The sequence below is a fragment of the Salinispora oceanensis genome (assembly GCF_000383575.1).
GTDB classification, from domain to species: domain Bacteria; phylum Actinomycetota; class Actinomycetes; order Mycobacteriales; family Micromonosporaceae; genus Micromonospora; species Micromonospora oceanensis.
The window spans coordinates 2,530,780-2,554,529 of sequence record NZ_KB911579.1; the positions used below are offsets into that span (position 1 = coordinate 2,530,780).

Below are 23,750 nucleotides of genomic sequence, written 5' to 3' on the forward strand. Positions count from 1 at the left end.
GCAAGGCCTTACAAACTAGTGCTGCGGCGGAGCCCTCCGCCATCCGGTTTTTCCGGTGCTGGTCAGCACCCCTTCCCGCGCAACGGGTAGGCCGGTGAGGGAGGATGGCCGACATGACTGCAAGTGAAGGGCCCACCATCGGAACGCTGGTCCTGCTGCGACACGGCGAGAGCGACTGGAACGCCAAGAACCTCTTCACCGGCTGGGTTGACGTGGACCTGACCGCCAAGGGAGAGGCCGAGGCGCGTCGTGGCGGCGAGCTGCTACGGGAGCACAACCTGTCGCCGGACGTGGTGCACACCAGCCTGTTGCGCCGGGCGATCCGCACCGCGGAACTCGCGCTGAACACCGCCGACCGGCACTGGATCGCGGTGCGTCGGTCGTGGCGGCTCAACGAGCGCCACTACGGCGCCCTCCAGGGCAAGAACAAGAAGCAGACCCTCGACGAGTACGGCGAGGAGCAGTTCATGCGCTGGCGCCGCTCGTACGACACGCCGCCGCCGCCGATCGCGGACGGTGACGAGTGGTCGCAGGTCGGTGACCCGCGCTACCGGCTGCTGCCGACCGAGCTGATGCCGCGGACGGAGTGCCTGAAGGACGTCTTCGAGCGGATGCTGCCGTACTGGTACGACTCGATCGTGCCGGACATCCTGGCTGGCCGGACCGTGCTGGTGGCCGCGCACGGCAACTCGCTACGCGCGTTGGTCAAGCATCTGGACCAGATCAGCGACGAGGCGATCGCGAAGCTGAACATCCCTACCGGGATCCCGCTGCGGTACGACCTCGACCCGCAGCTGCGCCCGATGACGCTCGGCGGCACGTACCTCGACCCGGCGGCGGCGCAGGAGGCCGCGGCGGCGGTGGCGAACCAGGGTCGCTGAGCCGGCCGAGCGACCCCGCGGCACCGGGCGCCGGGGAAGCGCCCTGGTGAACGGGGTCGGACGAGGTGGTGAATACCCGCGGAAGTGAGGGTATCTCGTCCTGGTCTGTTCGGATGCTGGGTTAACCAGGACCTACGATCACCCGGTGGAGTGGGTAGTGGTGGTCGCAGGGGCCGTGGGACTGGCGGTCGGTGTCCTGCTGACCCGGCTCGTCCTGGCGCGACGACTCGGATCGACCTTGGTCGGGAGCCACCAGCCCGGCTCCCCTCGGCCCGGGAGGAGGCCCGCGATAACCGACGGTTCCCAGTCCGGACTTGGTCGCCGGACGATTGACTCCCTCCGGGTCGGCGTCGTGGTCCTCGCCGACGACGATGGGCCGGTCCTGGTCAACCCGGCAGCCCGCGCGATGGGGCTGCTCCGCGCTGGCGGGGCACCGGGCACGGTCGCCGCCCACCCGTTGATCCGGACCCTCGCGGGGCAGGTACGGCGGACCGGCGTACGGCGAGAGATCCAGCTGGACCTGCCCCGGGGACGCGACGGCGTCGCCGCGGAGAACCCGCTCGGCGTGCACCTGCGGGCGGTCGGTCTCGGCGGCGGGCACGTCGCCGTGGAAGCCGTTGACGTGACTGAGTCGCACCGGTTGGCCCGGGTCCGGCGCGACTTCGTGGCCAATGTGAGTCACGAGCTCAAGACCCCGATCGGGGCGCTCCAACTCCTCGCCGAGGCGCTGCTGGACGCCACCGAGCCGGTCGACGAGGAGAAGCCGGACCTCTCCGAGGATCTGGCCGCCACCCGTCGGTTCGCCGAACGGATCCGGCACGAGTCGACCCGGCTGGGTCGGTTGGTGCAGGAGTTGCTGGAGCTGACCCGGCTCCAGGGCGCCGACCCGCAGCCCGCGCCGGAGCCGGTCGCCGTGGACTGGGTGGTCGGCGAGGTGGTGGATCGGACCCGGACCGGTGCCAGCGCTCGCCGGATCGACGTGGTGGTTGACGGCGAGCGGGGCCTGACGGTCTACGGCAGTGACACCCAGCTGGCCACTGCCGTGTCGAACCTGGTCGAGAACGCCATCAACTACTCGGGTGAGGACACTGCCGTCCGGATCACTGCCCGGCACGACGACGAACACGTCACGATCGCCGTCACCGATCAGGGCATCGGGATCGGCCCGAGCGACGTGGACCGGATCTTCGAGCGCTTCTACCGGGCCGACCAGGCCCGATCCCGCGCGACCGGCGGCACCGGTCTCGGGCTCGCCATCGTCAAGCACATCGCCAGTAATCACGGCGGACGGGTGGAGGTCGCGAGCACTCCCGACGAGGGCTCGACGTTCACCCTCCGGCTCCCCGCCCGCCCCCCGGACGATCTTTTGGTGATACCGCCCTCGGCTGAGATCGAGGCCGAACCGGCCGAGTCCCAGCAGACGTGACAGTTGAAAGGAAACCTCCGTTGAGCCGCGTTCTGGTGGTCGAGGACGAGGAGTCGTTCTCCGATGCCCTGTCGTACATGCTCCGTAAGGAGGGCTTCGAGGTTTCGGTTGCCGCGACTGGCACCTCCGCCCTGACCGAGTTCGACCGGACCGGTGCCGACATTGTGCTGCTCGACCTGATGCTGCCCGAGATGTCGGGTACTGAGGTGTGTCGGCAGCTTCGGCAGCGGTCGCACGTGCCGATCATCATGGTCACCGCTCGGGACAGCGAGATCGACAAGGTGGTCGGGCTGGAGATCGGCGCCGACGACTACGTGACGAAGCCGTACTCGCCGCGGGAACTCGTGGCCCGGATCCGCGCGGTGCTGCGCCGCAAGAGCGTCGAGACGGTGGAGACCGGTGCGGCGACACTGGCCGCGGGCCCGGTTCGGATGGACATCGAGCGGCACGTGGTCACGGTCGCCGGCGCCCCGGTGCAACTGCCGCTGAAGGAGTTCGAGCTGCTGGAGTTGCTGCTGCGCAACGCCGGCCGGGTGCTCACCCGGGGCCAGCTGATCGATCGGGTCTGGGGGGCGGACTACGTCGGCGACACGAAGACCCTCGACGTACACGTCAAGCGGCTGCGTTCCAAGGTCGAGCCGGAGCCATCCGCTCCCCGACACATCGTCACCGTGCGGGGCCTGGGCTACAAGTTCGAGCCGTGACCGGACGTCCGCACGGCCCGCTGCAGCGCTGAACAGCCTCGCCCGGTCCAGCCGCGCGCGGCCCGGCCCCGTCCCGTGCCGGTGTCGTGCGCGGTCAGTCCGGGTCGGCCGGGTGCGGGGCGACCAGACCGCGTCGGGCGCGGGCGGCGCACAACGCGGCCAGCCTGGTATACGCGGGCGCACCGATCAGTGCGGTCAGCTCGGGGGCGTACGAGACGTACATCGGTTCGGCCGCCACATGCGCGTCCCGGGATGAGGTGCACCACCAGTCCAGGTCGTGCCCGCCGGCGCCCCAGCCGCGCCGGTCGAACTCCCCGAGCGTGGAGAGCAGGACCTTCGTGCCGTCCGGGCGCTGGACCCACTCCTGTTCGCGGCGGACCGGCAGCTGCCAGCAGACATCCGGCTTGTACTCCAGCGGGTGGGCGCCGTCGCGGAGCGCCTGGGCGTGCAGGGCGCAGCCCGCTCCGCCGGAAAAGTCGGCGTCATTGAGGAAGACGCAGGGGCCGTCGGGCCGGGTGGCCGTCCGGCGGGCGGGCGTCTTCTCGTCAACCGTGTCGGTCTCGGTCCAGTTCTTGAAGCCCCGCCGGTGGTGCTGCCAGGTCTCCGGGGTCAGCCGCTTGACCGCCGATCGGACCCGCTGTTCGTCGTCGGAGTCGGTGAAGAACGCGCCGTGCGAGCAGCAGCCGTCGGCGGGGCGGTCGGCACTGATGCCGTGACAGCCGCGCCCGTAGACACAGGTCCACCGGGACAACAGCCAGGTCAGGTCGGCCCGGATCAGGTGGGTGTCGTCGGCCGGGTCGCCGAACTCGATCCACTCCCGGGGGAAGTCCAACGGGACCTCCCGGCCGCGTGGATCGTCCGGCCGGGTACGGAGCTCGATCTGCCCTCTCACCGGACCAGCGTACGCGCCCAGCGGAGGACTGGCCCGGTGCGCCGCGGCCGGGTGTTGCCTCTAGGGTTTGCCTCATGCGGCTGGGCGTCCTTGATGTCGGATCCAACACGGTGCACCTGCTGGTGGTGGACGCGCACCGGGGCGCACACCCCTGGCCGGCGCACTCGGAGAAGGCGGTGCTGCGACTGGCCGAGAAGATCGGCCCGGATGGCGCGCTCACCACCGCCGGTGCGGATTCGCTGGTGCGGGCGGTTGCCGCCGCGAAGGAGTCCGCGGCCGGGCTGGGTACCGACGATCTGATCGCGTTCGCCACCTCCGCGGTTCGGGACGCCACCAACTCGGTGGCGGTGTTGGCCCGGGTTCAGGCGGAGACCGGGGTTCGACTGGAGGTCCTCACCGGCGCCGACGAGGCCCGGATGACCTTCCTCGCGGTGCGCCGCTGGTTTGGCTGGTCGGCCGGCCGGCTGCTGGTGCTCGACATCGGCGGCGGCTCGCTGGAGATCGCGGCGGGCATCGACGAGGATCCGGACGCCGCGGTGTCGTTGCCGCTCGGTGCTGGCCGGCTCACCCGCCGCCATCTCCGGATCACCGCGGGCAGTGCCACCCCGCCCGGGGCCGAGCAGGTGGAGAAGTTGCGAGCGTACGTGGACCGCCAGCTCGACGCGGTGGCCGGGGAGCTGAACAAGGTGGGCTGGGAGCGCCCGGTCGCCACCTCGAAGACCTTCCGGACCCTGGCCCGCCTCGCCGGGGCGGCCCCCTCCGGGGCGGGCGTCTGGGCCCGTCGTCGGCTCACCCGATCCGGGCTGCGGCAGGTGCTCGGGTTCATCCGGCACATTCCCCCCGCGCAGCTCGTCGAGCTGGATGGGGTCAGCGTCGGCCGGGCGCATCAGCTGTTGGCCGGTGCGGTGGTCGCCGAGGCGGCGATGCGTCGGCTGGACATCAGCACCCTGGAGATCTGCCCCTGGGCGTTGCGGGAAGGAGTGATCCTGCGCCGGTTGGATCAGCTTGCGCCGATGTGACGCCCACGGCGGCTAGCGGTATTTGCCGGGACTCATCCTGAAGATCCCTATCGGTGCGGGCTACTCTCGGTGCTGTGCCTTCCCGAGTTCCGGTTCTCCTGTCCACCTCGTCGGTCTTCCCCGAGCGGACCGCGGCAGCGTTTCAGCTGGCTGCGACGCTCGGTTACGACGGCGTCGAGGTGATGGTCTGGACCGATGCCGTGAGCCAGGACGCTGGCGCGCTCGCCGGACTCGCCAAGCACTACGGCGTGCCGGTGCTCTCCGTGCACGCCCCGTGCCTTCTGGTCACCCAGCGGGTGTGGAGCGCCGACCCGTGGGAGCGGTTGCGGCGTTCCGGTGAGCTAGCCGAGCAGTTGGGCGCGCCGACCGTGGTGGTGCACCCCCCGTTCACCTGGCAGCGGGATTACGCCCGCAACTTCGCCGAGGGCCTGGACGAGGTCACCGGGCGGTTCAGTGACATCAGGTTCCCGGTCGAGAACATGTATCCGGTCCGGATGGCCGGGCGGCAGTTCGTCCCGTACGCCCCGGGGTGGGACCCGACCGCGACGGGATACCCCTCCTACACCCTTGACCTGTCGCACTGCGCCGCGTCCCACACCGACGCGCTGGAGTTGGCCGACCGGATGGGCGCGGGCCTGGCCCACGTGCACCTGGGCGATGGCACCGGTGAGGGGCGCGACGAGCATCTCGTCCCCGGACGAGGAACCCAACCCTGCGCCGAGCTACTGCGCTCGCTCGCCAGCCGAGGCTTCACCGGCTCGGTGGCGGTGGAGGTGTCGACCCGGGGGGCGAAGAGCCGCGCGGTCCGGGAGGCGGACCTACGGGCGGCGTTGGCCTTCGCTCGCCAGCACCTCGACCCTCCGGCCGCAACCCACGCCGGCCCGGAACCGGTGCGGCGGGGCGACCGGGAAGCCGAAGAGTAGCCGGCGCTTAGCGCACCGTGGTCAGGTTGTCGGCCGGGCCGGTGGACTGCGCCGCCACCGCGACCCGGTCGCGGATCGCGGCTCGCTTGCGGGCCCGGTGCGCCGCCACGTGGGAGCGGGTGGCGCAGCGCTCGGAACAGAACCGCCGGCAGCAGTTCGACGAGGTGTCCAGATAGACGTTGCCGCACCGCTCGTCCGCGCAGACCCCGAAGCGGGCGCTGCCGTACTCGCAGAGCCACACCGACAGCCCCCAGACCGCGCCGGCCAGGTACTCCGCACTCACCGAGGCGCCACGGCTGGTGACGTGCACGTGCCAGTCACTGGAGTCGTGCCCGGAGATGCGCGGCTGCACCGGGTACGCCTCCAGCAGCGCATTCAGCTCGGCGACCGCTTGCACGTCCCGTCCGGACGTGCCGTATTCGAAGACATCGCGAAGTCGCTTCTGCGCCCGTCGAAAGATCGAAAGATCTCGCTCCGACACCTCGTCCCGCATCCACGAGATGTTGTCGGGGAAGAGCGAACGGAGGGCGTCGAGGTCGTCCAGCCGGATATTGATCAGATCAACTCCGGTCCGGGCGTACGCGTCGAAGTTCACGTCACCCACCGTAGACGACTTCCCGGGCGTGTGGCGTGTCGATGTAGCGCGATGTGACGGCACCGCCGTTTTGCTGCTATGAGCGCTACTCTCAGCCCATGCTTCGTACCGTTATTCTCGCTGCGGCCCGGTCATCGCGGTGCGAGCGGCTCGTCGCGACCGCCCCACTCACCCGGAACGTGGTGCATCGTTTCGTCGCGGGCCCCCGGCCCGAGGACGCGTTGCGGGTCACCCGCGCCCTCGTTGACGACGGGCTCACGGTCACCCTCGACAACCTCGGTGAGGACACCGTCACGCCGGAGCAGGCCAGTGCCGTTCGCGACGAGTACGTCGGTTTGTTGGAGTTGCTCGCCGCCGACGGGCTCACCCACGCCGCCGAGGTGAGCGTCAAGCTCTCCGCGCTCGGGCAGACCTTTGACGAGCAGCTTGCCTACGACAACGCCCGGGCGATCTGCGCGGCGGCCGAAGCCGGGGGCACCACGGTCACCCTTGACATGGAGGACCACACCACCACCGACTCCACTCTGGACATATTGGTCAAATTGCGCGCGGATTACCCGTCCACCGGGGCGGTGCTCCAGGCCTACCTGCGCCGGACCGAGTCCGACTGCCGGCAGCTGGCCGGCGCCGGTTCCCGGGTCCGGCTCTGCAAGGGCGCGTACCGGGAGCCCGAATCGGTGGCCTACCAGTCCGCTCGGGACGTCGACCGGTCCTACGTGCGCTGCCTGAGCATTCTGCTGGCCGGAGCCGGCTACCCGATGCTTGCCACGCACGACCCCCGCCTGATCGCGATCGGCGAGGACCGGGCGCGCTGGTTCGACCGGGGGCCGGACCAGTTCGAGTTTCAGATGCTCTACGGCATCCGCTCCACCGATCAGGCTCGCCTGATCGGCGACGGATACACCGTGCGCACCTACGTGCCGTACGGCGAGGAGTGGTTCGGTTATCTCATGCGCCGCCTAGCCGAGCGCCCCGCCAATCTGGGGTTCCTCGCCCACGCCCTGATGGGTCGCTAGGCGTGCCCGGTGGGCCGGTGGCCGCGTCCGGTGGGGCGGGTGGCCGTGCCCGGTGGGGCCGTTGGCCGCGTCCCGGCGGCGGTCGTGATCTACCGGTGTCGGGCGCCGACGGGCACCCTGACACACTGGTGCCGCTCCCAGCACGGAGCCCCGATCCGCGTCCGGAAGTGGCTCGGGGCGTTCGTCCGGTGGCACCGGTGGCGCCACCGGCGTCACCGGGCTCCGTGGGGGCCGTGCGGAGGCGCTGTGCGGTTGCCGGCGGCCCTCGGTCGACATTGACAGCGGACTCAGTCGCCAGGACTCCGCTGGTGTGAATCGTGGTGGTTTGTCCGAAGGGATCGCGCCGGTCACATTGGCCCCGCTACCGTACGGGTAACACGCGCGTCGCCGGTCCGGCGGAAGCCCCGTCGGTACAGCACGCGCCGGGCATGGGATGGGCGGTGAGCCATGGCCGGATCGCGGTCCGACGGTCAGCTGGCGGAGGTCAGGTTCCTCACTGTCGCCGAGGTGGCGACGGTCATGCGGGTGTCGAAGATGACGGTCTACCGCCTGGTGCACGGCGGCGAGCTCGCCGCCGTCCGAGTCGGTCGGTCGTTTCGCGTCCCCGAGCACGCGGTGCACGAGTACCTGCGCGGCGCCTTCCAGGAAACCGCCTGAACCGCCCGTCCGCAGACGTGAAGCGGCCGTAGATGACCGGCATTGAGGGGCCGCGTTGGTCCTGCTGAGGCTTCCCGGCTACCCTGGACCCGACCGTGACCACAGATGCGCTCCGCCGCCCGTCCCGCAGGTCCGGTCCGTTGTCCGCAAGCGGACGCCGGTGTCATCCGGTCCGCCCCGCACATTGCATCGAAAGGCTGTCGTATGGGCTCGGTGGTCAAGAAGCGCCGCAAGCGCATGGCTAAGAAGAAGCACCGCAAGCTGCTGCGCAAGACCCGCGTCCAGCGTCGCCGTCTCGGCAAGTGATCCGGCGCCGGGCTGGTCCCGGCACCGTCATCACGTGCCAGCTGTCGACCCTCGGAGGCTTAGGTGATCAAGCCGCGGATGTTCCGGCTCGATCCCGCCTGCCGAGGACGGTGTGCGGCATGACCCCCGGTGGCCCCTCTGGTGCCCCGGGGGTCGTCGTCGTGACCGGGGTCAGTCGCTACCTCGGCGCTCACGTCGCCGCGCGGCTCGCCGCCGACCCGCGGGTCGGACGGGTTATCGGAGTCGATCCACCCGCGGCGGGTGGGGAGCTCACCGACCTGCTCAACGGGGTCGAGCGGGTCCGGGTGGACGCTGGTTCGATCGGTGGCCTCCTCACCGACCTCGACGTTGACGCCGTCGTGCACCTGGCCCTGGTCAGTGCTCCCGACCAGCAGCACGGGGGCCGCGCGGCCATGAAGGAGCAGAACGTCATCGGCACGATGCAGCTGCTGGCCGCCGCGCAGCACGCGCCCCGGCTGCGCAAGCTCGTCGTCCGCTCCTCGACCGCCGCCTATGGCGCGTCTTTCCGTGACCCGGCGGTCTTCACCGAGGAGACCGAGCCGCGGGAGGTACCGCGCGGTGGCTTCGGCCGGGACATCCTGGACATCGAGGGGTACGTGCGAGGTTTTCGCCGCCGCCGCCCCGACGTGACCGCCACCGTGCTGCGGTTCGCGCCGTTCATCGGCTCAACCGCCGACACCACGCTCACCCGCTACTTCGCCCAACCGCTGGTACCCACCGTGTTCGGCCGCGACCCGCGGCTGCAGTTCCTGCACTTCGAGGATGCGCTGGAGGTGCTGCACCGGTCGATCGTGCTGGACCACCCCGGCACCTACAACGTCGCCGGCCCCGGGGTGCTGGCGCTCTCCCAGGCCATTCGGCGGGCCGGCCGGGTCGCGGTGCCGGTGCTGGAACCGGGCCTGTCCGGGGCGGCCGCGCTGGCCCGTACGGCCGGCTTCGGCCGCTACGGGCTGGACCAGGTCGACCTCTTCGTGCACGGTCGGGTCGTGGACACCAGCCGGCTCGAGCGGGAGTTTGGCTTCACCCCACGCTCGACCGCTGCCGCCTTCGACGACTTCATCCGCGCCCACCGGAACGGGATCGTGGTGACCCGGGAACGCCTCGCCGCCGCTGAGCAGCTGGTGCTCGACGGGGTCCGGCAGGTCCGCTCCGCCGCCGCTGGGGAGCGGTCGTGACCGGCGGGAGGGTCTCCGAACAGCCCGGCGATCACTGGGACCAGAAGGTGGCGAGCGGGCTGGCGTTTCTGCGCGGACGCCTCGCCGGCGACTACGAGATCGACGAGTTCGGCTTCGACCCGCAGCTCACCAGCTCCGTGTTCCATCCGCTGGTGCGGCTGCTCTACCGCGACTGGTTCCGCACCGAGGTCACCGGGCTGGAGCACGTGCCCGACGCGGGAGCCGGCCTCGTGGTGGGCAACCACTCTGGCACGGTGGCCCTGGACGCGCTGATCCTCTCGGCGATGATCCACGACCAGCACCCGCAGCACCGGTTTCTCCGCCTGCTCGGCGCGGACCTCATCTTCCGGATGCCGGTGGTGTCGGCGGTCGCCCGCAAGGGTGGCGGCACGGTCGCCTGCAACCCGGACGCCGAGCGGCTGCTCGACTCCGGTGAGTTGGTCGGCGTCTTCCCCGAGGGCTTCAAGGGCATCGGCAAGCTGTACGCGGAGCGCTACAAGCTACAACGGTTCGGTCGGGGTGGCTTCGTCTCCGCGGCATTGCGGACAGGAACCCCGATCGTGCCGGTGGCGATAGTCGGTGGCGAGGAGACCTACCCGATGCTCGCCGATGTGAAGCCGCTCGCCCGGCTGCTGAAGCTGCCGTACTTCCCCGTCACGCCGACCTTCCCCTGGCTCGGGCCGCTGGGCATGGTGCCGCTGCCGAGTAAATGGCTGATCGAGTTCTGCCCGCCGATCGCCACCGAGCACCTGACCGACTCGGCCGATGACCCGCTGGTCGTGTTCAACCTCGCCGACCAGGTGCGGGAGACCATTCAGCAGACCCTGCACCGGCTGTTGGAGCAGCGGCCGGACCCGTTCGGCCCCTGACCGGGGGCGCCACCAGCGGCGAGCCCGCGGGCGGGCAAATTCGGTTGCGATCGACTGGTGCCCTCGTACGGTGCTCGTTGTGCGGAGAGTCGTCGAGGCGGTCGTACCAGCTCGGTTGGGCACTGGGTTCCGTTGGTTGCTGGCGTCGTCGTGGGCGACGAACCTGAGCGACGGGATCGCGGTGGCGGCCGGGCCGCTGCTGGTGGCGTCGCTGACCACCAACCCGCTCCTGGTCGCCCTGGCGGCCCTGCTGCGCTGGGCGCCGCAGCTGGTGTTCGGCCTCTGGGCCGGGGTGCTCTCCGATCGCCTCGACCGGCGGCGCATCGTGCTGGTGGCGAACGCGGTCCGGGTCGGCGCGCTGGGCGTGCTGGTCGGGGCGTTGGTGACCGACCGGGTGTCGGTGCCGGTGGTGCTGCTGACGCTGGCGCTACTCGCCACCGCCGAGGTGTTCGTGGACAACACCACCGGGACGCTGACGCCGATGCTGGTGCGCCGGGAGGACCTGGCGATCGCCAACGCCCGCGTCCTGGCCGGGGTCATCACGCTGAACAAGCTGGCCGGCCCGGCGCTCGGGGCCGTGCTCTTCGCAGCCGGTCGGTCCTGGCCCTTCGCCACCAATACGGTTCTCCTCGCGGCCGGGCTGCTGTTGGTGTCCCGGTTGTCGCTGCCGCCGCGGGAGCGGGAATCGGCGGGTCAGCACCGTGATCTGCGCGGTGATATCGGGGCGGGGTTCCGCTGGGCGGTCCGTCATCCGGCCGTTCGGACGCTCTGCCTGACCGTCCTGTTCTTCAACATCACCTACGGCGCCGCCTGGTCCATCCTGGTGCTCTACGCCGAGGCGCGGCTCGGCCTCGGTGCCGTCGGCTTCGGCCTGATCAGTACGGCGATGGCGGCCGGCGGGCTGCTCGCCACCGTCGGGTACGGCTGGCTCACCCGTCGGGTGAGCCTCGGGGACATCATGCGGGCCGGGCTGATCATCGAAACGCTCACCCACCTCGGTCTCGCCGTCACCACCTCGCCCTGGGTCGCCTCGGCCATCCTCTTCGGTTTCGGGGCGCACGCGTTCACCTGGGGCACCACCGCCCTGACCATTCTGCAGCGGGCGGTTCCGATCTACTTTCAGGGTCGGGTCAACAGCATCTACACCATGAGTGGGTTCGGCGGGCTGGTTGTCGGCGCGGCGCTCGGCGGCCCGCTGGTCACCCTGCTCGGGATGACCGCTCCATTCTGGTTCGCCTTCGCCGGCTCGGCGCTGCTCGTCGCGGGACTGTGGCGCCAGTTCGCCCACCTCGCCCACACCGACGACCCGACGCCAACCCCGGTTCCGGCCGAATCAACCGCCCGGTGACGGCGACGGGAACGCACTGGCGGGGGAGCTCACGTCCGGACGGACGAACGGCGGCGGTGCCGCGCCAGCCCCGCGGTCACCGCTCCGGCGACCAGCCCGACGGCGGCGGTGGAGGGAACGGCGATCTTGACCGCCCGACGCCCGGTGCGGAAGTCCCGTACCTCCCATCCGCGTCGGCGGGCCTCCCGCAGCAGCGCGGAATCCGGGTTGACGGCGACCCCGCGGCCGGCCGCCGCGAGCATCGGCAGATCATTGGCGGAGTCGCTGTAGGCGGTGCAGCGGGAGAGATCCAACCCTTCCGCCGCGGCGAGCCGGGTCACCGCCTCCGCCTTCGCGGGCCCGTGCATAAGGTCGCCGACCAGCCGTCCGGTGTAGGCGCCGTCAACCACCTCGGCCACCGTTCCGATGGCCCCGGTGAGCCCCAGCCGGGTGGCGATCACCCGGCCGATCTCGACCGGGGCGGCGCTGATCAGCCAGACCCGTTGCCCGGCGTCGAGGTGCCCCTGGGCGAGCCGCCGGGCACCGGCCCAGATCCGCGGCGCCATCAGCTCGTCGAAGATCTCCTCGGCGAGGCGCTCCACGTCCTCCACCCGCCAGCCTTCGACGAAGGCGAGCGCGGCCTCCTTGATCTGCGACATGTCGCCGACATGCTCGGTGGCGAGTACCCGGAACCGCAGCTGTTGCCAGGCGAAGCGGAGTAGGTCGCTGGTGGTGACGTAGTTGCGCGCGGCGAGTCCGCGGGCGAACCAGTAGATCGACGCACCCTGCATCATGGTGTTGTCCACGTCAAAGAAGGCAGCCGCGGCCCGGTCCGGCAGCGGGGTCGACACGCCGCTGGCCGAGTTTCCCCCGGGGAGGTGACTGCAGGTGTCGGTGTCGACGGGCACCTCTCGGCTGGCCACGCGCTCCCCCTCCGTACGACCGGCGCACCGTGCGCCACCTGGCGAGGGTAGCCGGGTGGCTGACCGAGGCGGGCCCGCAACCGGGCAAACGACCCAGGTGTGCGGCGGGCCGGCGGCTCCTTGGGGAGCGGGGCCGGCCCGCCGCGGGCGGTGTCAGCGGTCGGCGGGGCAGCTCGCCGGAGTGGGGCCGAGCATGTCGCTGCCGCCCGGCGCGGGCAGCCCGCAGCCGATGGCGGCGCGCAGCGCGTCCGAGCGCCGAAGAGCATCGCCGAGGAGCGCGAGTGAGCGCTGGGTGCGGTCGCGGTCAGCGCGGGTTCCGTCGCCCAGGAGTTCGCTGACCGCCGTACGCTGCGCGGTGACAAAGGTGTTGACCACGTCCAGCGCCGTCAGGTCGGAGCCCTGTACCGCGGCGGTGGTGAGCAGGCGTACGCCCTGGCGGGTGTCGGCGTCCATGTCATCCAGGACGCCGCTGTAGCCGACCCGGTCGCCGCGCAGTTGGGCTGCCTCGCTCAGCCGAGTGCGCGCGAAGTCCAGGAAGAGCTGCCCACGGCTGTGGTCCGAGCCGGTCAACGCGAGCTGAGCGCGCTCGGTTGACCGCTTCATTCCATACAGGGCGTCGCCCGGTACCGCATTCTCACTGGCCGCGGAGATACCGGAGACGGCGACGGCTCCGGTCGCGATGCCGATCAGGATCGCACCGCGGGCTCGGGCCCGCCGTGCGGTGACGGTGGGGAGGAGGAAGGAACGGTTCGACGCCGGGCGGTGCTCCGTCCGATCGGCGGCGACCGTCGAGGCGGGCCGACCAAGGCCCTCGCGTTCGGCGGTGGCCAGCAGCATCGCCCGTAGGCCGGTCCGGAACTCGGTACTGACCTCGACCGTCGGGGCGGTGTCACCGAGCTGCTGCCCGACCGCGACGAGATCCGTGAGCTTGTCGTCAACTCGGGATCGGACGTGGTGTCGTCGGCCGCCGTTTGCTTCGTCGAGAAGTTGCGCGAAGCGCTCGGCGCGCCGACGGGAGACAAAGAGGTCGCTGTTCACCGCTGGCACCTCCCTCGCTGGGCGCGGCCGGGCGGCCGCGATCGTCACCGGCGACCGGGACGGGCTGGCGCCACGGGAGGCTCGAGGCCGGCGGTGGGCCGGACCCGAAACCCGGGGGACGCCGGGGCTGTGTCGGTCGCACTCGGATGAACGCGCCGCGCCGGGTCGGGGTTACGGGGCCAAGCGTGGAGAAAGCACGGGGAGTAATCGATATCACCGAAGCTCGATCTGCCCGGCGTCCCCGCCCTACCAGCGCGGCTATGCCCGGAAGCCGTCCGGGAGCAGCCGGGCTAGGGCCCGAACCGCCCGGTACTGCAAGGCCTTGATCGCGCCCTCGTTCTTGCCCATGGCCCGCGCCGTCTCCGCCACCGAGAAGCCCTGGAGGAAGCGGAGCACGATGCACTCCTGCTGTTCCGGGTTGAGCTGCTTGACCGCGCTGAGCAGGGTGACGTTGGTGATGTGCTCAACCACAGCCGCCTCTGGGCTGCCTTCCGGCCCTCGGTCTTCGCGTTCGGCGTCGAGGACATCACCCGTGGTCACCTCGAGCCGGTAGCGGCCGGATTTGAAATGGTCCGCCACCAGGTTGCGGGCGATCGTCACCAGCCAGGCCCCGAGGTCTCGGCCCTGCCAGGTGAAGCTACCGATTCGCTTCAGCGCCCGGAGGAAGGTGTCGGAGGTGAGGTCCTCTGCCAGTTGCCGGTTGCCCACCCGGAAGTAGACGAAGCGAAAGACGGTGTCCACGTATCGGTCGTAGATCAGGCCGAAGGCCTCGGCCTCCCCGGCCTGTGCGCGCTCGACCAAGGCCCAGATTTCGGTCGCTGGGTCGGACGGGTCGGGACGGCTCGGGTAGCCGGTGGCGGGTGCGCTGGCGGGCAGCGCGGGCAGCACCGCCGTGTCGGTGGCGGCGGAGTCGGTGGTGGTGGACGGTTCGGCGCTCCGGCGGCCCTGTACCGGCATCGCCGGCCGGGTTGGCGAGGCGACCCGGGCCCCGACCGGCTTGGCGTTCGCGCCCGGTGTCCCGCTCCGGGCGGGGGCCTCGTTGGGGTGTGGACGGTTGCGTACCCCGCTTTCGCTCCAGGCGCCGAGCCGCCCGTCATCTCGGGGCCCGCGGGGTGTCAACCGTTCGTTCGTCGTTGCTCGGGAGGGCTGGTCACCCAGGCCGATCGGCCGCTGCGCGTAGCCGAAGGTCGTCATCGGGGCACCTCCGTCGAGCGGCCCGAGTCCCCGGCGTGCGGTTGGGGTCGGTCGGGCACGCATGGTCTGGGTAGGGGACCTGCCGGCGCAGGGCGAATCCCCGTGAGGTGCTGGTCCAATGCGCTGTCGGGCACGGTGGGCCTCCTCGGGCTGAGGGGTTGTCGACTCACGGAAAACGGGGTGAGTCAACCCGAGTGATGATAGGGGTCAACGTCACCCGCGCGTGGCAAGTCCGTTACACAGGGCCAAAGTATTTCCGGTCGTGTCGCACTACTGCCGGACCAGTTGTCCGTCGTGTGCGGTTGACTTTCGGATTCCCCGGTGTTTTGAGGAGAATCCCAGGTGGATCGGGGTGTGGATGGTCGTGGCGAGGTGTGCGGCGACCGGTCGGAGGGGCGCGATGGCGGCAACGGCCTGCTCTGGTGGCAGGTGGAGGGCGTCCTTGATCTCACGGCACGTGACCGCTCGGTCCCATGGGTGGGACGGGCTGAGGTGGGTTGCGATGCCCGGCGTGTCGCTGGTCGCCGTCCGCCGTGTCGCTGGTCCGCGGCTGCCCGTTCCTTGGCGTCGGTGCGGCCGTTCGTTCGCCGCTGTGCCAGACTCGACGGCTGTGCAGGAGGTGGCCGGCGACGGTACGAACGCTTCTCCGCGCGCGGCGAAGCTGGTGCCCGCCGGGTCACCCAGGTGTGGCGCAGGGCGGTACGGGGTGTGCCGCACCCCGCCAACGGCGAAACTGTCCACGCGTACGCGCCGCAAGACCCTGCTCCGGTCGTCGGGCCGGGGCCGTCCCGACGGAGGAGACCGATGCGTGAACCCCGCCTCACCCTGCTCACCCGGCCTGGTTGCCACCTCTGCGAAGACGCGAAGGCCGCGCTGGAGCGGGTGGTGTCGGTCACCAACGACCGGTGGGTGGAGAAGGACGTAACCGACGATGTGGAGCTGGAGCGCGAGTACGGGGACCGGCTGCCCGTGGTGCTGCTCGACGGCAAGGAGCACGGCTACTGGCGCGTTGAGGAGGAGCGGCTGCTCCGGGATCTGACCACTCCGCAACTCTGAGGCTGCCAGGTAGGGTGCGGCGATGAGTTCTGCGCACCCGCACCTGGTCTGGGACTGGAACGGAACCCTGCTCAACGATCTGGACCTGATCGTGGCAGCGACCAATGTCGCCTTCGCCAGCGTCGGTGGGCCGGTGGTGACCACCGACGAGCATCGGGTTCGGTTTCGGCGACCGATCGCCGACTACTACGCCGACGTGCTCGGGCAGGCGGTGGACGAGGCGGCGTTCGGCCAGCTGGACAAGATCTTCCACGAGGCGTACCTGGACGGGCTGACCACCTGCGCTTTGGCACACGACGCGGTGGACGCGATGTCGTCCTGGTCCGGGAGCCAGTCGTTGCTGTCCATGTGGTTCCACCAGGATCTGGTGCCGACCGTGCAGACCTACGGACTGACCAAGCACTTCCTGCGGGTGGATGGGCTCCGGACTGAGGTCGGTGGCGCCCGGAAGGCCGAGTCGCTGACCCGGCACCTGGCTGAGCTGGGGCTGGATGGCCAGGACGTGGTGCTGATCGGTGATTCGCTCGACGATGCCGAAGCGGCCCGATCGGTCGGTGGCCGCGCGATCCTCTACACCGGGGGGCTTACCGACCCCGCCCGGCTGCGGGCCTCCGGCCATCCGGTCGCCGAGACCCTCACCGAGGCGGTCGCGCTGGCCCACCCGTATTGATCGGGTGCCCGTCTCAGCCGCGGAGGTAGGCCAGGACCGCGCGGACCCGGCGGTGCTGCTCGACGTCCGGTGGGAGGTCGAGCTTGGTGAAGATGTTGCGGACGTGCTTCTCGACCGCGCCGTCGGTCACCACCAGAGTTCGCGCGATCGCGGTGTTGGAGTGGCCTTCGGCCATCAAACTCAGGACCTCGCGTTCGCGCGGGGTCAGGGCCCGCAGTGGATCGTCGCGGCGGCGGCGGGCGAAGAGCTGCGTGATCACCTCGGGGTCGAGAACGGTTCCCCCGGCGGTGATTCGGTCCAGTGCGTCGAGAAATTCACCGATCGCGGCCACGCGGTCCTTGAGTAGGTAGCCGACCCCGACCCCGGTGGCCAGCAGGTCGTCGGCGTAGGAGACCTCGACGTACTGGGAGAGCACCAGGATCGGCGTCGCTGGCACCAGCGCACGTGCCTGCACGGCGGCGCGGAGCCCTTCATCGGTGTGGGACGGCGGCATTCGTACGTCAACGATCGACACGTCGGGGCGGTGGGTGACCACCGCCTGTACCAGGGCGTCGCCGTCACCGACGGCGGCCACCACCTGGTGGCCGCGTTCGGTGAGGAGCCGGATCAGCCCTTCTCGGAGCAGGACGGCGTCATCAGCGATCACGATCCGCATGGCTGCGTTCCTACCATTTTCCGGTCGTCGCGGGGAGTTCGGCGCGGATCGCGGTGGGGCCGCCGCCGGGGCTGGTTACGTGGAGTTGCCCGCCAGCTGCCCGGACCCGATCCGCGATACCGACCAGCCCGTGCCCCTTGGCCAGGTGCGCGCCGCCCTGGCCGTCGTCGTCAATGCCGACCCGAAGCCGCCGCCCGGCCCGTTCCACGAACACCCGGCACTCGGTCGCCCGGCTGTGTTTGGCGACGTTGGTGAGCGCTTCGGCGACCACGAAGTACGCGGTGCTCTCCACGGCTGGGTCGAGCCGGCCGCCGGGTTCGCCGAGGCCGGCGTCAACCTGTAGCTCGATCGGGATTAGCCCACGCCCGGCCAGCGCCGCGAGGGCGCTCGGCAGCCCGCGGTCAACCAGGATGGGCGGTGCGATGCCCCGGGACAGCGCACGCAGCTCGGTGAGGGTCTCCCGGGTTTGGTCAACCGCCTCGTCGAGCGTGTGCCCGGCCGCTACCGGGTTGCTGGTGAGCTGCTCGCGGGCCCGGCTGAGATCCATCGCGAGTCGGACCAGCCGTTGCTGCGGCCCGTCGTGGATGTCGCGCTCCAGCTTGCGTAGCGCATTCGCCTCGGCGGAGGCGAATGCTCGCTTTTGCTCTTCGAGGGTGGTGATCCGGTTACGCAACTCGGCCACGCCGGTGAGTAGGGCGCGGGCCAGGCCACCCTCGGTCCGCGCGCAGGCCCGGGCTACCAGCGGCAGGGTGAGCAGGGCGAAGAGGCCGATGGCGGTGTTCAGGAAGATCCGGGCGCCGGTGCCGTCGCCCATCCCGAGGAGCTCGCTGAGGGACATACTGTCCGGGCCGTGCGGAAGATAACGGTTATATGCCGCGTAGGACACGCCGGCGAGCGCTACGGCCCACCAGGTGACCAGGATGACGAAGGCCGGAGTCGCCACCAGTAGCTTGGTGAACGCGTGGAGTAGATCGAGCCAGGACTGCGGATCGCGTATCGGCGCCAGGGCTCGGCCCCAGAAGCCGGCATCCGGATCGGGGCTCCGGTAGACCGGGCGGATTCGGGGCATGCTCAGCACGGAGGGCAGCCAGAGTCGTTCGAGATCGGCCAGGACCCGTACGGCGTAGAGCGTTCCGGTCAGGATCGGCAGGCCCAGCGTGGTCACCAGCAGGCCGAGGCTGAGGGAGAACCCGGTGACGGCCACCACGAAGCCGACGATGGCAAGGGGCAGGCCCGACAGGACGTAAGCGAAGTCGCGCAGGAGCTGGCGGAGCAGGGTGCGCGGCGGGCTGGAGGTGGGGGTGGCGGCCACGCGTGCAGCGGTCATGCCCCGAGGCTAGGCAGTGAGACCGAACCCGCCCATCCTGCACGCCGCCGAATGTCTGGAGGTGCTGGCGCTACCCCCGGGGCTTGGTGCGGGTGCTATTACGTCGGTCGGAAGTGGGCGACGCGCCCCCCGTGTCATTGGTCAGAGAAGTCTTAATTGAGTAATAATCGCCGGGCGGCGTGGGCGAAGTCGAGACATTGATCTTGTGGAACGGGGGGTCGGGTGGAGTCGCGTCGTGGGCGACCAAGATCGCGATTTGTGCGTGTCTTCACAAGCGCTTACTCTGTAGTTCCGACCCGCCCCGCTAGCACAGCCGATCTCCTCGGTGGCCAGCGGGAGTCCCGACCCGGCCCGGCGGAGTTGGCCCAGGATCCCACCGCACGGAGTTTCATGAGTCAGCACCGTCCGCCCGGCGCGCCCGAACGCCCTGTCGCGGTGCCGGCGTTGCCGGATTTGCCGGAGGCGACCGTCGCTCGGCTTCCCGAGTATCTCCGTGCCCTGCACAACCTGGCCGAAAACGGTCACGATACGGTCTCCAGTGAGTGGTTGGCCACGGCTGCGGGAGTCAATTCCGCCAAACTCCGCAAGGATCTGTCCCACCTTGGTTCCTACGGCACTCGGGGTGTCGGCTACGACGTAGCCCTGCTGATCGATCAGATCGAGTACGTCCTGGGGCTCACCCAGCGGCGGACGGTCGCCCTGGTCGGGGTGGGTAATCTCGGTCATGCCCTCGCTGGCTACGACGGGTTCGCCACCCGCGGCTTCCGCATCGCCGCGCTCTTTGACGCCGACCCCGTCCGGGTCGGTGAGGAGATCAACGGTCTGGTCGTTCGGCACGTGGACGAACTGTCCCGGGTCGCCACCGAGGAGTCGATCGCGATCGGCGTGATCGCCACCCCGGCCGCCGCCGCCCAGCGGGTCGCCGACCGGCTGGTCGCCGGCGGAGTGACCAGCATTCTGAACTTCGCGCCCTGCGTGCTGTCCGTGCCGGACGGGGTTGACGTGCGTAAGGTCGACCTCGCCGTCGAGCTGCAGATCCTGTCCTTCCATGAGCACCGTAAGGCGTCCCTGACCGCACTCCCCGCCGTCGGCGAGGCCCCCCTCACCCCATTGCCGGGTAACCTCGCCGCCACCGACCCCCAGGAGGCGATCGGCACGTGAAACTGCTAGTCGTCGGCGCGTCTTACCGGACTGCCCCGGTCGCCGCCCTGGAGCGACTCACGGTCGCCCCCGCCGACCTCTCCCACGTTCTGACCCGCCTGGTCGCACAGCCGTACGTGAGTGAGGCGGTGCTCGTCTCCACCTGTAACCGGGTGGAGGTATACGCCGTCGTATCCGGTTTCCACGGCGGGCTCGGTGACATCTGCGCCGTCCTGGCCGAGTCGACCGGCTGCCAGCCGGCGGCCCTCGCCGACCACCTGTACGTGCACTTCGACGTCGCGGCGGTCAACCACGTCTTCCGGGTCGTCACCGGGCTGGACTCCATGGTTGTGGGTGAGGCCCAGATCCTCGGCCAGCTCCGCGACGCGTACCACCGGGCGGCTGAGGCCGACACCGTTGACCGTCTGCTGCACGAGCTGATGCAGCAGGCGCTACGGGTGGGGAAGCGGGCCCACTCCGAGACCGGGATCGACCGGGCTGGACAGAGCGTCGTCACCGCTGCGCTCGGCCTCGCTACCGAGCTGCTCGACAGCGACCTGGCCGGCCGTGCCGCGCTGGTGGTGGGGGCGGGAGCGATGGGCTCGCTGGGCGTGGCCACCCTCACTCGGTTGGGGGCCGGGCCGATCACCGTGACCAACCGGGGCGCCGACCGAGCCGCCCGGCTGGCCGGGTCGTACGGCGCGACCGCCGTACCGATCGCCGACCTCACCGAGACGATTTCCACAGTGGATATTGTAGTGGCTGCCACGGCCGCCACCGAGGCGGTCCTCACCCGCGCGGTGGTGGCCCGAGCGCTCGCTGGTCGGGACCCATCCCGGGGGCCGCTGGTCCTGCTCGACCTGGCCGTCCCACGGGACGTCGAGCCGGGCGTGGCCGACCTGCCCGGCGTCCAGGTCATCGACATCGACCGGATGGCGGCGCTGGTCGCCGACGGCCCCGTCGCCGTTGACGCCGCCGCGGTGGAGCGGATCGTCGCCGCGGAGGTCAAGGCCTTCCTCATCTGGCTGCGCGGAGCTGACGTCGCGCCGACCGTGGCCGCCCTGCGGGGCCGTGCTGACGACGTGGTCACGGCCGAGTTGGGCCGGCTTGCCCAGCGTTGTCCGGACCTGACCGACGCCCAGCGGGCCGAGGTCGCCCGGACGGTGCACCGCGTCGTCCAGCGGCTGCTGCACCAGCCGACCGTCCGGGTCCGCCAGCTCGCCGCCGAGCCCGGTGGCGACCAGTACGCGGTGCTGCTGCGCGAGCTGTTCGACCTGGAGGTGCCGCAGACCTCCCCGGTCGGCACCGTCCCTGATGTGGTAGTGCCCGAAGTCGACCCCCCGCTCGGCGGCGACGCCGAGGCCCCACCCACCGGAGGTCAGTGATGAAGGTCCCCCTACGCCTCGGTACTCGGGGCAGCGCCCTGGCGATGGCCCAGTCCGGGCAGGTCGCGAAGGCCCTCACCGCGGCCACCGGCACCCCGGTGGAGCTGGTCGAGGTGGTGACCACCGGCGACCGCTCCGCGGCCCCGGTGCACCAGCTCGGTGTCGGCGTGTTCGTCTCCGCGCTGCGGGACGCCCTCGCCGCGGGCACCATCGACTTCGCGGTGCACTCGTACAAGGACCTGCCGAGCGCGGCGGCCCCCGGTCTGTACGTCGCGGCCGTTCCACCTCGGCAGGACCCGCGGGACGCGCTCGTGGCCACGGGCGGCCGTACGCTCGCCGAACTGCCGCCCGGCGCCCGGGTCGGCACCGGTGCGCTGCGTCGCATCGCCCAGCTGCACGCGCTCGGGCTTCAGCTCGAGGTCGAGTCGATCCGGGGTAACGTCGGTACCCGGTTGGCGCGGGTGCTCGGGCCGGAGGCCGACCTGGACGCGGTGGTCCTGGCGCGGGCCGGGCTGGCCCGCCTGGATCGTGCCGACACGATCACCGAGACGCTCGACCCGATGCTGATGCTGCCCGCTCCCGCCCAGGGGGCGCTGGCGGTGGAGTGTCGGTCCGACGATTCGGCTCTGGTCGAGCTGCTCGCGGTACTCGACCATGCACCGTCCCGCGCCACGGTCGTCGCGGAGCGGGCGCTGCTCGCCACCCTGGAGGCCGGGTGCAGTGCCCCGGTCGCCGCCTACGCCGAACTCGCCGAAGGCGACGTCGGTGAAGAGATCTACCTGCGCGGGGCGGTGATCAGTCCGGACGGTACTCGTGACCTCCGGCTGTCCCGCACCGGAACGCCCGCCGACGCGGTGGAGATCGGTAAGGCCCTCGCCACTGATCTTCTCGACCTCGGCGCCGACTCGATCCTCGGCCAGCAACGGAACCTTGGCCCGGGGACCCAGCAATTTGGGAGCACAGTATGACCCGCACCCGTAAGCCCGTAGGCCGCATCGCGTTCGTCGGGGCCGGTCCCGGCGATCCGGGCCTGCTGACCCGCCGGGGATACGACGCCCTGGTCAGCGCCGACCAGGTGGTATATGACCGGGGAGTCCCCGAGGCGCTGCTCGATGTCGTCCGCACCCAGGCGAAGCAGGAGGCTCAGCTAACCCTGGCCGAGGGCGGATCGGGCGACGTGGCGAAGGTCCTGATCTCGGCGGCCCGCTCCGGGTTGAACGCGGTGCACCTGGTCGCCGGTGACCCGTTCGGCCACGAGGCGGTGGTCCGGGAGGTGCAGGCGGTCGCTCGGACCGCCGGCCAGTTCGAGGTGGTCCCCGGCGTCGGCCAGGCCGAGGGGGTGGCGACCTACGCGGGTGTGCCGCTGCCCGGAGTCCGGACGGCGGCCGACATCGAGGATGTCACCACGCTTGACTTCGAGGCGCTGGCCGCCGCCGTCACCCGGGGCCCGCTGGCCCTCGCGGTGGACGCCGGGGATCTCGCCGCGATCCGGGACGGTTTGCTCGCGGCCGGAGTTGACGACGCCACCGCGGTCGGCGTGACCGGCGACGGCACCGGTGAGACCCAGTACACGACCACGTCGACAGTTGAATCCTTCGTCGCGGCGGCGCTCGGGTTCACCGGCCGGGTCGTGCTCACCCTCGGCGAGGGTGTCGGCCAGCGGGACAAGCTCAGCTGGTGGGAGAACCGCCCGCTGTACGGCTGGAAGGTGCTGGTCCCGCGGACCAAGGAGCAGGCGGGTGTGATGAGCGCCCGACTGCGCGCGTACGGCGCGATCCCCTGCGAGGTGCCGACCATCGCGGTCGAGCCGCCGCGTACCCCCGCGCAGATGGAGCGGGCGGTCAAGGGACTGGTCGACGGCCGGTACGCCTGGGTGATCTTCACCTCGGTGAATGCGGTCCGGGCGGTCTGGGAGAAGTTCGCCGAGCACGGCCTCGACGCCCGCCACTTCGGCGGTGTGAAGATCGCCTGCATTGGCGAAGCGACCGCCGACGCAGTGCGCGCCTTCGGGATCCGGCCGGAGCTGATCCCCGCCGGGGATCAGTCCTCGGAGGGGTTGCTGGCCGAGTTCTCGCCGCACGACGAGGTGCTTGACCCGGTCGGTCGGGTGCTGCTGCCGCGCGCCGACATCGCCACCGAGACGCTCGCCGCCGGGCTCACCGAGCGCGGCTGGGAGGTTGACGACGTGACCGCCTACCGGACGGTTCGGGCGGCGCCACCGCCGGCCGAGATCCGCGACGCGATCAAGTCGGGTGGGTTCGACGCGGTGCTCTTCACCTCGTCGTCCACGGTCCGGAATCTGGTCGGCATCGCCGGGAAGCCGCACGCGCGTACCGTTGTTGCGGTTATTGGGCCCAAGACGGCGGAGACCGCTACCGAGTTCGGCCTTCGGGTTGACGTGCAGCCACCGCACGCCTCGGTCCCTGACCTGGTGGAGGAGCTGGCCGGCTACGCCGTCGAGCTGCGCGAGAAGCTCGCCGCGATGCCGGCGAAGCAGCGGCGCGGCTCGAAGGTGCAGGGGCCGACCGCCCTCCGGTTCCGCTGACCTTGG

At 70.8% G+C, this 23,750-nt stretch carries 24 protein-coding genes and 1 pseudogene; 18 read left to right on the forward strand and 7 right to left on the reverse strand.

Features of this window, described 5'->3' with window-relative positions; all coding sequences use genetic code 11:
- The first annotated feature begins 113 nt into the window (after nt 1-113).
- The 3 genes from SALPAC4_RS0111810 (at nt 114) to SALPAC4_RS0111820 (ending at nt 3,011) form a co-directional block, all read left to right on the forward strand.
- Nucleotides 114-881: a phosphoglyceromutase gene (locus SALPAC4_RS0111810; RefSeq protein WP_027644590.1), complete on the forward strand. Its 768-nt coding sequence runs from the start codon at nt 114-116 to the stop codon at nt 879-881.
- 145 nt (nt 882-1,026) lie between these two features.
- Complete coding sequence (locus tag SALPAC4_RS0111815) at nt 1,027-2,307, forward strand: sensor histidine kinase (RefSeq protein WP_027644589.1); 1,281 nt, start codon at nt 1,027-1,029, stop codon at nt 2,305-2,307.
- A gap of 20 nt (nt 2,308-2,327) precedes the next feature.
- On the forward strand, nt 2,328-3,011 hold the full coding sequence (locus SALPAC4_RS0111820) for a response regulator transcription factor (protein ID WP_018739950.1): 684 nt from the start codon (nt 2,328-2,330) through the stop codon (nt 3,009-3,011).
- Between the two features lie 94 nt (nt 3,012-3,105).
- Here SALPAC4_RS0111820 and SALPAC4_RS0111825 read toward each other — a convergent pair whose 3' ends face one another.
- A complete protein-coding gene (locus SALPAC4_RS0111825; RefSeq protein WP_019870502.1) occupies nt 3,106-3,903 on the reverse strand; it encodes a hypothetical protein in 798 nt (265 codons plus the stop codon).
- A gap of 74 nt (nt 3,904-3,977) precedes the next feature.
- Here SALPAC4_RS0111825 and SALPAC4_RS0111830 point away from each other — a divergent pair, with 74 nt between their 5' ends.
- Nucleotides 3,978-4,922, forward strand: a complete 945-nt coding sequence (locus SALPAC4_RS0111830; protein WP_019870503.1) for a Ppx/GppA phosphatase family protein — start codon at nt 3,978-3,980, stop codon at nt 4,920-4,922.
- A 74-nt stretch (nt 4,923-4,996) separates the two neighbouring features.
- On the forward strand, nt 4,997-5,845 hold the full coding sequence (locus SALPAC4_RS0111835) for a sugar phosphate isomerase/epimerase family protein (protein ID WP_019870504.1): 849 nt from the start codon (nt 4,997-4,999) through the stop codon (nt 5,843-5,845).
- A 7-nt stretch (nt 5,846-5,852) separates the two neighbouring features.
- Here SALPAC4_RS0111835 and SALPAC4_RS0111840 read toward each other — a convergent pair whose 3' ends face one another.
- Nucleotides 5,853-6,440, reverse strand: a complete 588-nt coding sequence (locus SALPAC4_RS0111840; RefSeq protein WP_026271680.1) for a CGNR zinc finger domain-containing protein — start codon at nt 6,438-6,440, stop codon at nt 5,853-5,855.
- 98 nt (nt 6,441-6,538) lie between these two features.
- On the opposite strand from SALPAC4_RS0111840, the gene SALPAC4_RS0111845 reads away from it, so the two are divergent.
- The 7 genes and pseudogenes from SALPAC4_RS0111845 (at nt 6,539) to SALPAC4_RS0111870 (ending at nt 11,832) form a co-directional block, all read left to right on the forward strand.
- On the forward strand, nt 6,539-7,456 hold the full coding sequence (locus tag SALPAC4_RS0111845; protein ID WP_019870505.1) for a proline dehydrogenase family protein: 918 nt from the start codon (nt 6,539-6,541) through the stop codon (nt 7,454-7,456).
- Nucleotides 7,457-7,533: 77 nt separating this feature from the next.
- Nucleotides 7,534-7,697, forward strand: a pseudogene (locus tag SALPAC4_RS28465) (ABC transporter ATP-binding protein); the annotation flags it as partial.
- 206 nt (nt 7,698-7,903) lie between these two features.
- On the forward strand, nt 7,904-8,113 hold the full coding sequence (locus SALPAC4_RS0111850; RefSeq protein WP_018730225.1) for a helix-turn-helix domain-containing protein: 210 nt from the start codon (nt 7,904-7,906) through the stop codon (nt 8,111-8,113).
- A 204-nt stretch (nt 8,114-8,317) separates the two neighbouring features.
- The gene (locus SALPAC4_RS26480) at nt 8,318-8,419 is read left to right on the forward strand and encodes a 30S ribosomal protein bS22 (protein ID WP_007465623.1); all 102 of its coding nucleotides are present in this window, start codon (nt 8,318-8,320) and stop codon (nt 8,417-8,419) included.
- Between the two features lie 119 nt (nt 8,420-8,538).
- Entirely contained in the window at nt 8,539-9,615 is a 1,077-nt protein-coding gene (locus SALPAC4_RS0111860; protein ID WP_019870506.1) for an NAD-dependent epimerase/dehydratase family protein, read from the forward strand.
- The gene (locus SALPAC4_RS0111865) at nt 9,612-10,484 is read left to right on the forward strand and encodes a lysophospholipid acyltransferase family protein (protein WP_019870507.1); all 873 of its coding nucleotides are present in this window, start codon (nt 9,612-9,614) and stop codon (nt 10,482-10,484) included. The genes SALPAC4_RS0111860 and SALPAC4_RS0111865 overlap by 4 nt, the downstream gene beginning before the upstream one ends.
- A 70-nt stretch (nt 10,485-10,554) precedes the next feature.
- Nucleotides 10,555-11,832: an MFS transporter gene (locus SALPAC4_RS0111870; protein WP_033664949.1), complete on the forward strand. Its 1,278-nt coding sequence runs from the start codon at nt 10,555-10,557 to the stop codon at nt 11,830-11,832.
- Between the two features lie 29 nt (nt 11,833-11,861).
- On the opposite strand, the gene SALPAC4_RS0111875 is transcribed toward SALPAC4_RS0111870, so the two are convergent.
- From SALPAC4_RS0111875 to SALPAC4_RS0111885, 3 genes are all read right to left on the reverse strand, one after another.
- Entirely contained in the window at nt 11,862-12,734 is an 873-nt protein-coding gene (locus SALPAC4_RS0111875) for an HAD family hydrolase (protein WP_019870509.1), read from the reverse strand.
- A gap of 153 nt (nt 12,735-12,887) precedes the next feature.
- Nucleotides 12,888-13,772 carry a DUF5667 domain-containing protein gene (locus SALPAC4_RS0111880; RefSeq protein WP_027644588.1) on the reverse strand — a complete coding sequence of 295 codons (885 nt, stop codon included), beginning with the start codon at nt 13,770-13,772 and terminating at the stop codon, nt 12,888-12,890.
- Nucleotides 13,773-14,030: 258 nt separating this feature from the next.
- The gene (locus SALPAC4_RS0111885) at nt 14,031-14,966 is read right to left on the reverse strand and encodes an ECF subfamily RNA polymerase sigma factor, BldN family (protein WP_018736248.1); all 936 of its coding nucleotides are present in this window, start codon (nt 14,964-14,966) and stop codon (nt 14,031-14,033) included.
- A gap of 804 nt (nt 14,967-15,770) precedes the next feature.
- Here SALPAC4_RS0111885 and SALPAC4_RS0111895 point away from each other — a divergent pair.
- Together SALPAC4_RS0111895 and SALPAC4_RS0111900 are read left to right on the forward strand one after the other, a co-directional pair.
- On the forward strand, nt 15,771-16,022 hold the full coding sequence (locus SALPAC4_RS0111895) for a glutaredoxin family protein (protein ID WP_018726480.1): 252 nt from the start codon (nt 15,771-15,773) through the stop codon (nt 16,020-16,022).
- Nucleotides 16,023-16,044: 22 nt separating this feature from the next.
- Nucleotides 16,045-16,692 (forward strand): HAD family hydrolase, encoded by a 648-nt coding sequence (locus SALPAC4_RS0111900; RefSeq protein WP_019870512.1) that lies wholly within the window; start codon nt 16,045-16,047, stop codon nt 16,690-16,692.
- Nucleotides 16,693-16,705: 13 nt separating this feature from the next.
- On the opposite strand, the gene SALPAC4_RS0111905 is transcribed toward SALPAC4_RS0111900, so the two are convergent.
- On the reverse strand, nt 16,706-17,347 hold the full coding sequence (locus SALPAC4_RS0111905; RefSeq protein ID WP_018730215.1) for a response regulator: 642 nt from the start codon (nt 17,345-17,347) through the stop codon (nt 16,706-16,708).
- Nucleotides 17,348-17,357: 10 nt separating this feature from the next.
- Nucleotides 17,358-18,674, reverse strand: a complete 1,317-nt coding sequence (locus tag SALPAC4_RS0111910; RefSeq protein ID WP_019870513.1) for a sensor histidine kinase — start codon at nt 18,672-18,674, stop codon at nt 17,358-17,360.
- A 390-nt stretch (nt 18,675-19,064) separates the two neighbouring features.
- Here SALPAC4_RS0111910 and SALPAC4_RS0111915 point away from each other — a divergent pair, with 390 nt between their 5' ends.
- The 4 genes from SALPAC4_RS0111915 to SALPAC4_RS0111930 are packed head-to-tail and all read left to right on the forward strand — an operon-like array spanning nt 19,065 to nt 23,744.
- Entirely contained in the window at nt 19,065-19,835 is a 771-nt protein-coding gene (locus tag SALPAC4_RS0111915) for a redox-sensing transcriptional repressor Rex (RefSeq protein WP_027644587.1), read from the forward strand.
- Complete coding sequence (locus tag SALPAC4_RS0111920) at nt 19,832-21,199, forward strand: glutamyl-tRNA reductase (protein WP_019870515.1); 1,368 nt, start codon at nt 19,832-19,834, stop codon at nt 21,197-21,199. Before SALPAC4_RS0111915 ends, SALPAC4_RS0111920 begins: the two co-directional genes overlap by 4 nt.
- Entirely contained in the window at nt 21,199-22,167 is a 969-nt protein-coding gene (hemC, locus tag SALPAC4_RS0111925; protein ID WP_019870516.1) for a hydroxymethylbilane synthase, read from the forward strand. The genes SALPAC4_RS0111920 and hemC overlap by 1 nt, the downstream gene beginning before the upstream one ends.
- On the forward strand, nt 22,164-23,744 hold the full coding sequence (locus SALPAC4_RS0111930; RefSeq protein ID WP_019870517.1) for a bifunctional uroporphyrinogen-III C-methyltransferase/uroporphyrinogen-III synthase: 1,581 nt from the start codon (nt 22,164-22,166) through the stop codon (nt 23,742-23,744). The genes hemC and SALPAC4_RS0111930 overlap by 4 nt, the downstream gene beginning before the upstream one ends.
- Nucleotides 23,745-23,750 lie beyond the last annotated feature (6 nt).

Coding starts and splice junctions, on each gene's coding strand:
- SALPAC4_RS0111810 (WP_027644590.1), top strand. CDS start 114: ATGACTGCAAGTGAAGGGCCCACCATCGGAACGCTGGTCCTGCTGCGA.
- SALPAC4_RS0111830 (WP_019870503.1), top strand. CDS start 3,978: ATGCGGCTGGGCGTCCTTGATGTCGGATCCAACACGGTGCACCTGCTG.
- SALPAC4_RS0111845 (WP_019870505.1), top strand. CDS start 6,539: ATGCTTCGTACCGTTATTCTCGCTGCGGCCCGGTCATCGCGGTGCGAG.
- SALPAC4_RS0111850 (WP_018730225.1), top strand. CDS start 7,904: ATGGCCGGATCGCGGTCCGACGGTCAGCTGGCGGAGGTCAGGTTCCTC.
- SALPAC4_RS26480 (WP_007465623.1), top strand. CDS start 8,318: ATGGGCTCGGTGGTCAAGAAGCGCCGCAAGCGCATGGCTAAGAAGAAG.
- SALPAC4_RS0111860 (WP_019870506.1), top strand. CDS start 8,539: ATGACCCCCGGTGGCCCCTCTGGTGCCCCGGGGGTCGTCGTCGTGACC.
- SALPAC4_RS0111885 (WP_018736248.1), bottom strand. CDS start 14,966: ATGACGACCTTCGGCTACGCGCAGCGGCCGATCGGCCTGGGTGACCAG.
- SALPAC4_RS0111895 (WP_018726480.1), top strand. CDS start 15,771: ATGCGTGAACCCCGCCTCACCCTGCTCACCCGGCCTGGTTGCCACCTC.
- SALPAC4_RS0111900 (WP_019870512.1), top strand. CDS start 16,045: ATGAGTTCTGCGCACCCGCACCTGGTCTGGGACTGGAACGGAACCCTG.
- SALPAC4_RS0111905 (WP_018730215.1), bottom strand. CDS start 17,347: ATGCGGATCGTGATCGCTGATGACGCCGTCCTGCTCCGAGAAGGGCTG.
- SALPAC4_RS0111910 (WP_019870513.1), bottom strand. CDS start 18,674: ATGACCGCTGCACGCGTGGCCGCCACCCCCACCTCCAGCCCGCCGCGC.
- SALPAC4_RS0111915 (WP_027644587.1), top strand. CDS start 19,065: ATGAGTCAGCACCGTCCGCCCGGCGCGCCCGAACGCCCTGTCGCGGTG.
- hemC (WP_019870516.1), top strand. CDS start 21,199: ATGAAGGTCCCCCTACGCCTCGGTACTCGGGGCAGCGCCCTGGCGATG.
- SALPAC4_RS0111930 (WP_019870517.1), top strand. CDS start 22,164: ATGACCCGCACCCGTAAGCCCGTAGGCCGCATCGCGTTCGTCGGGGCC.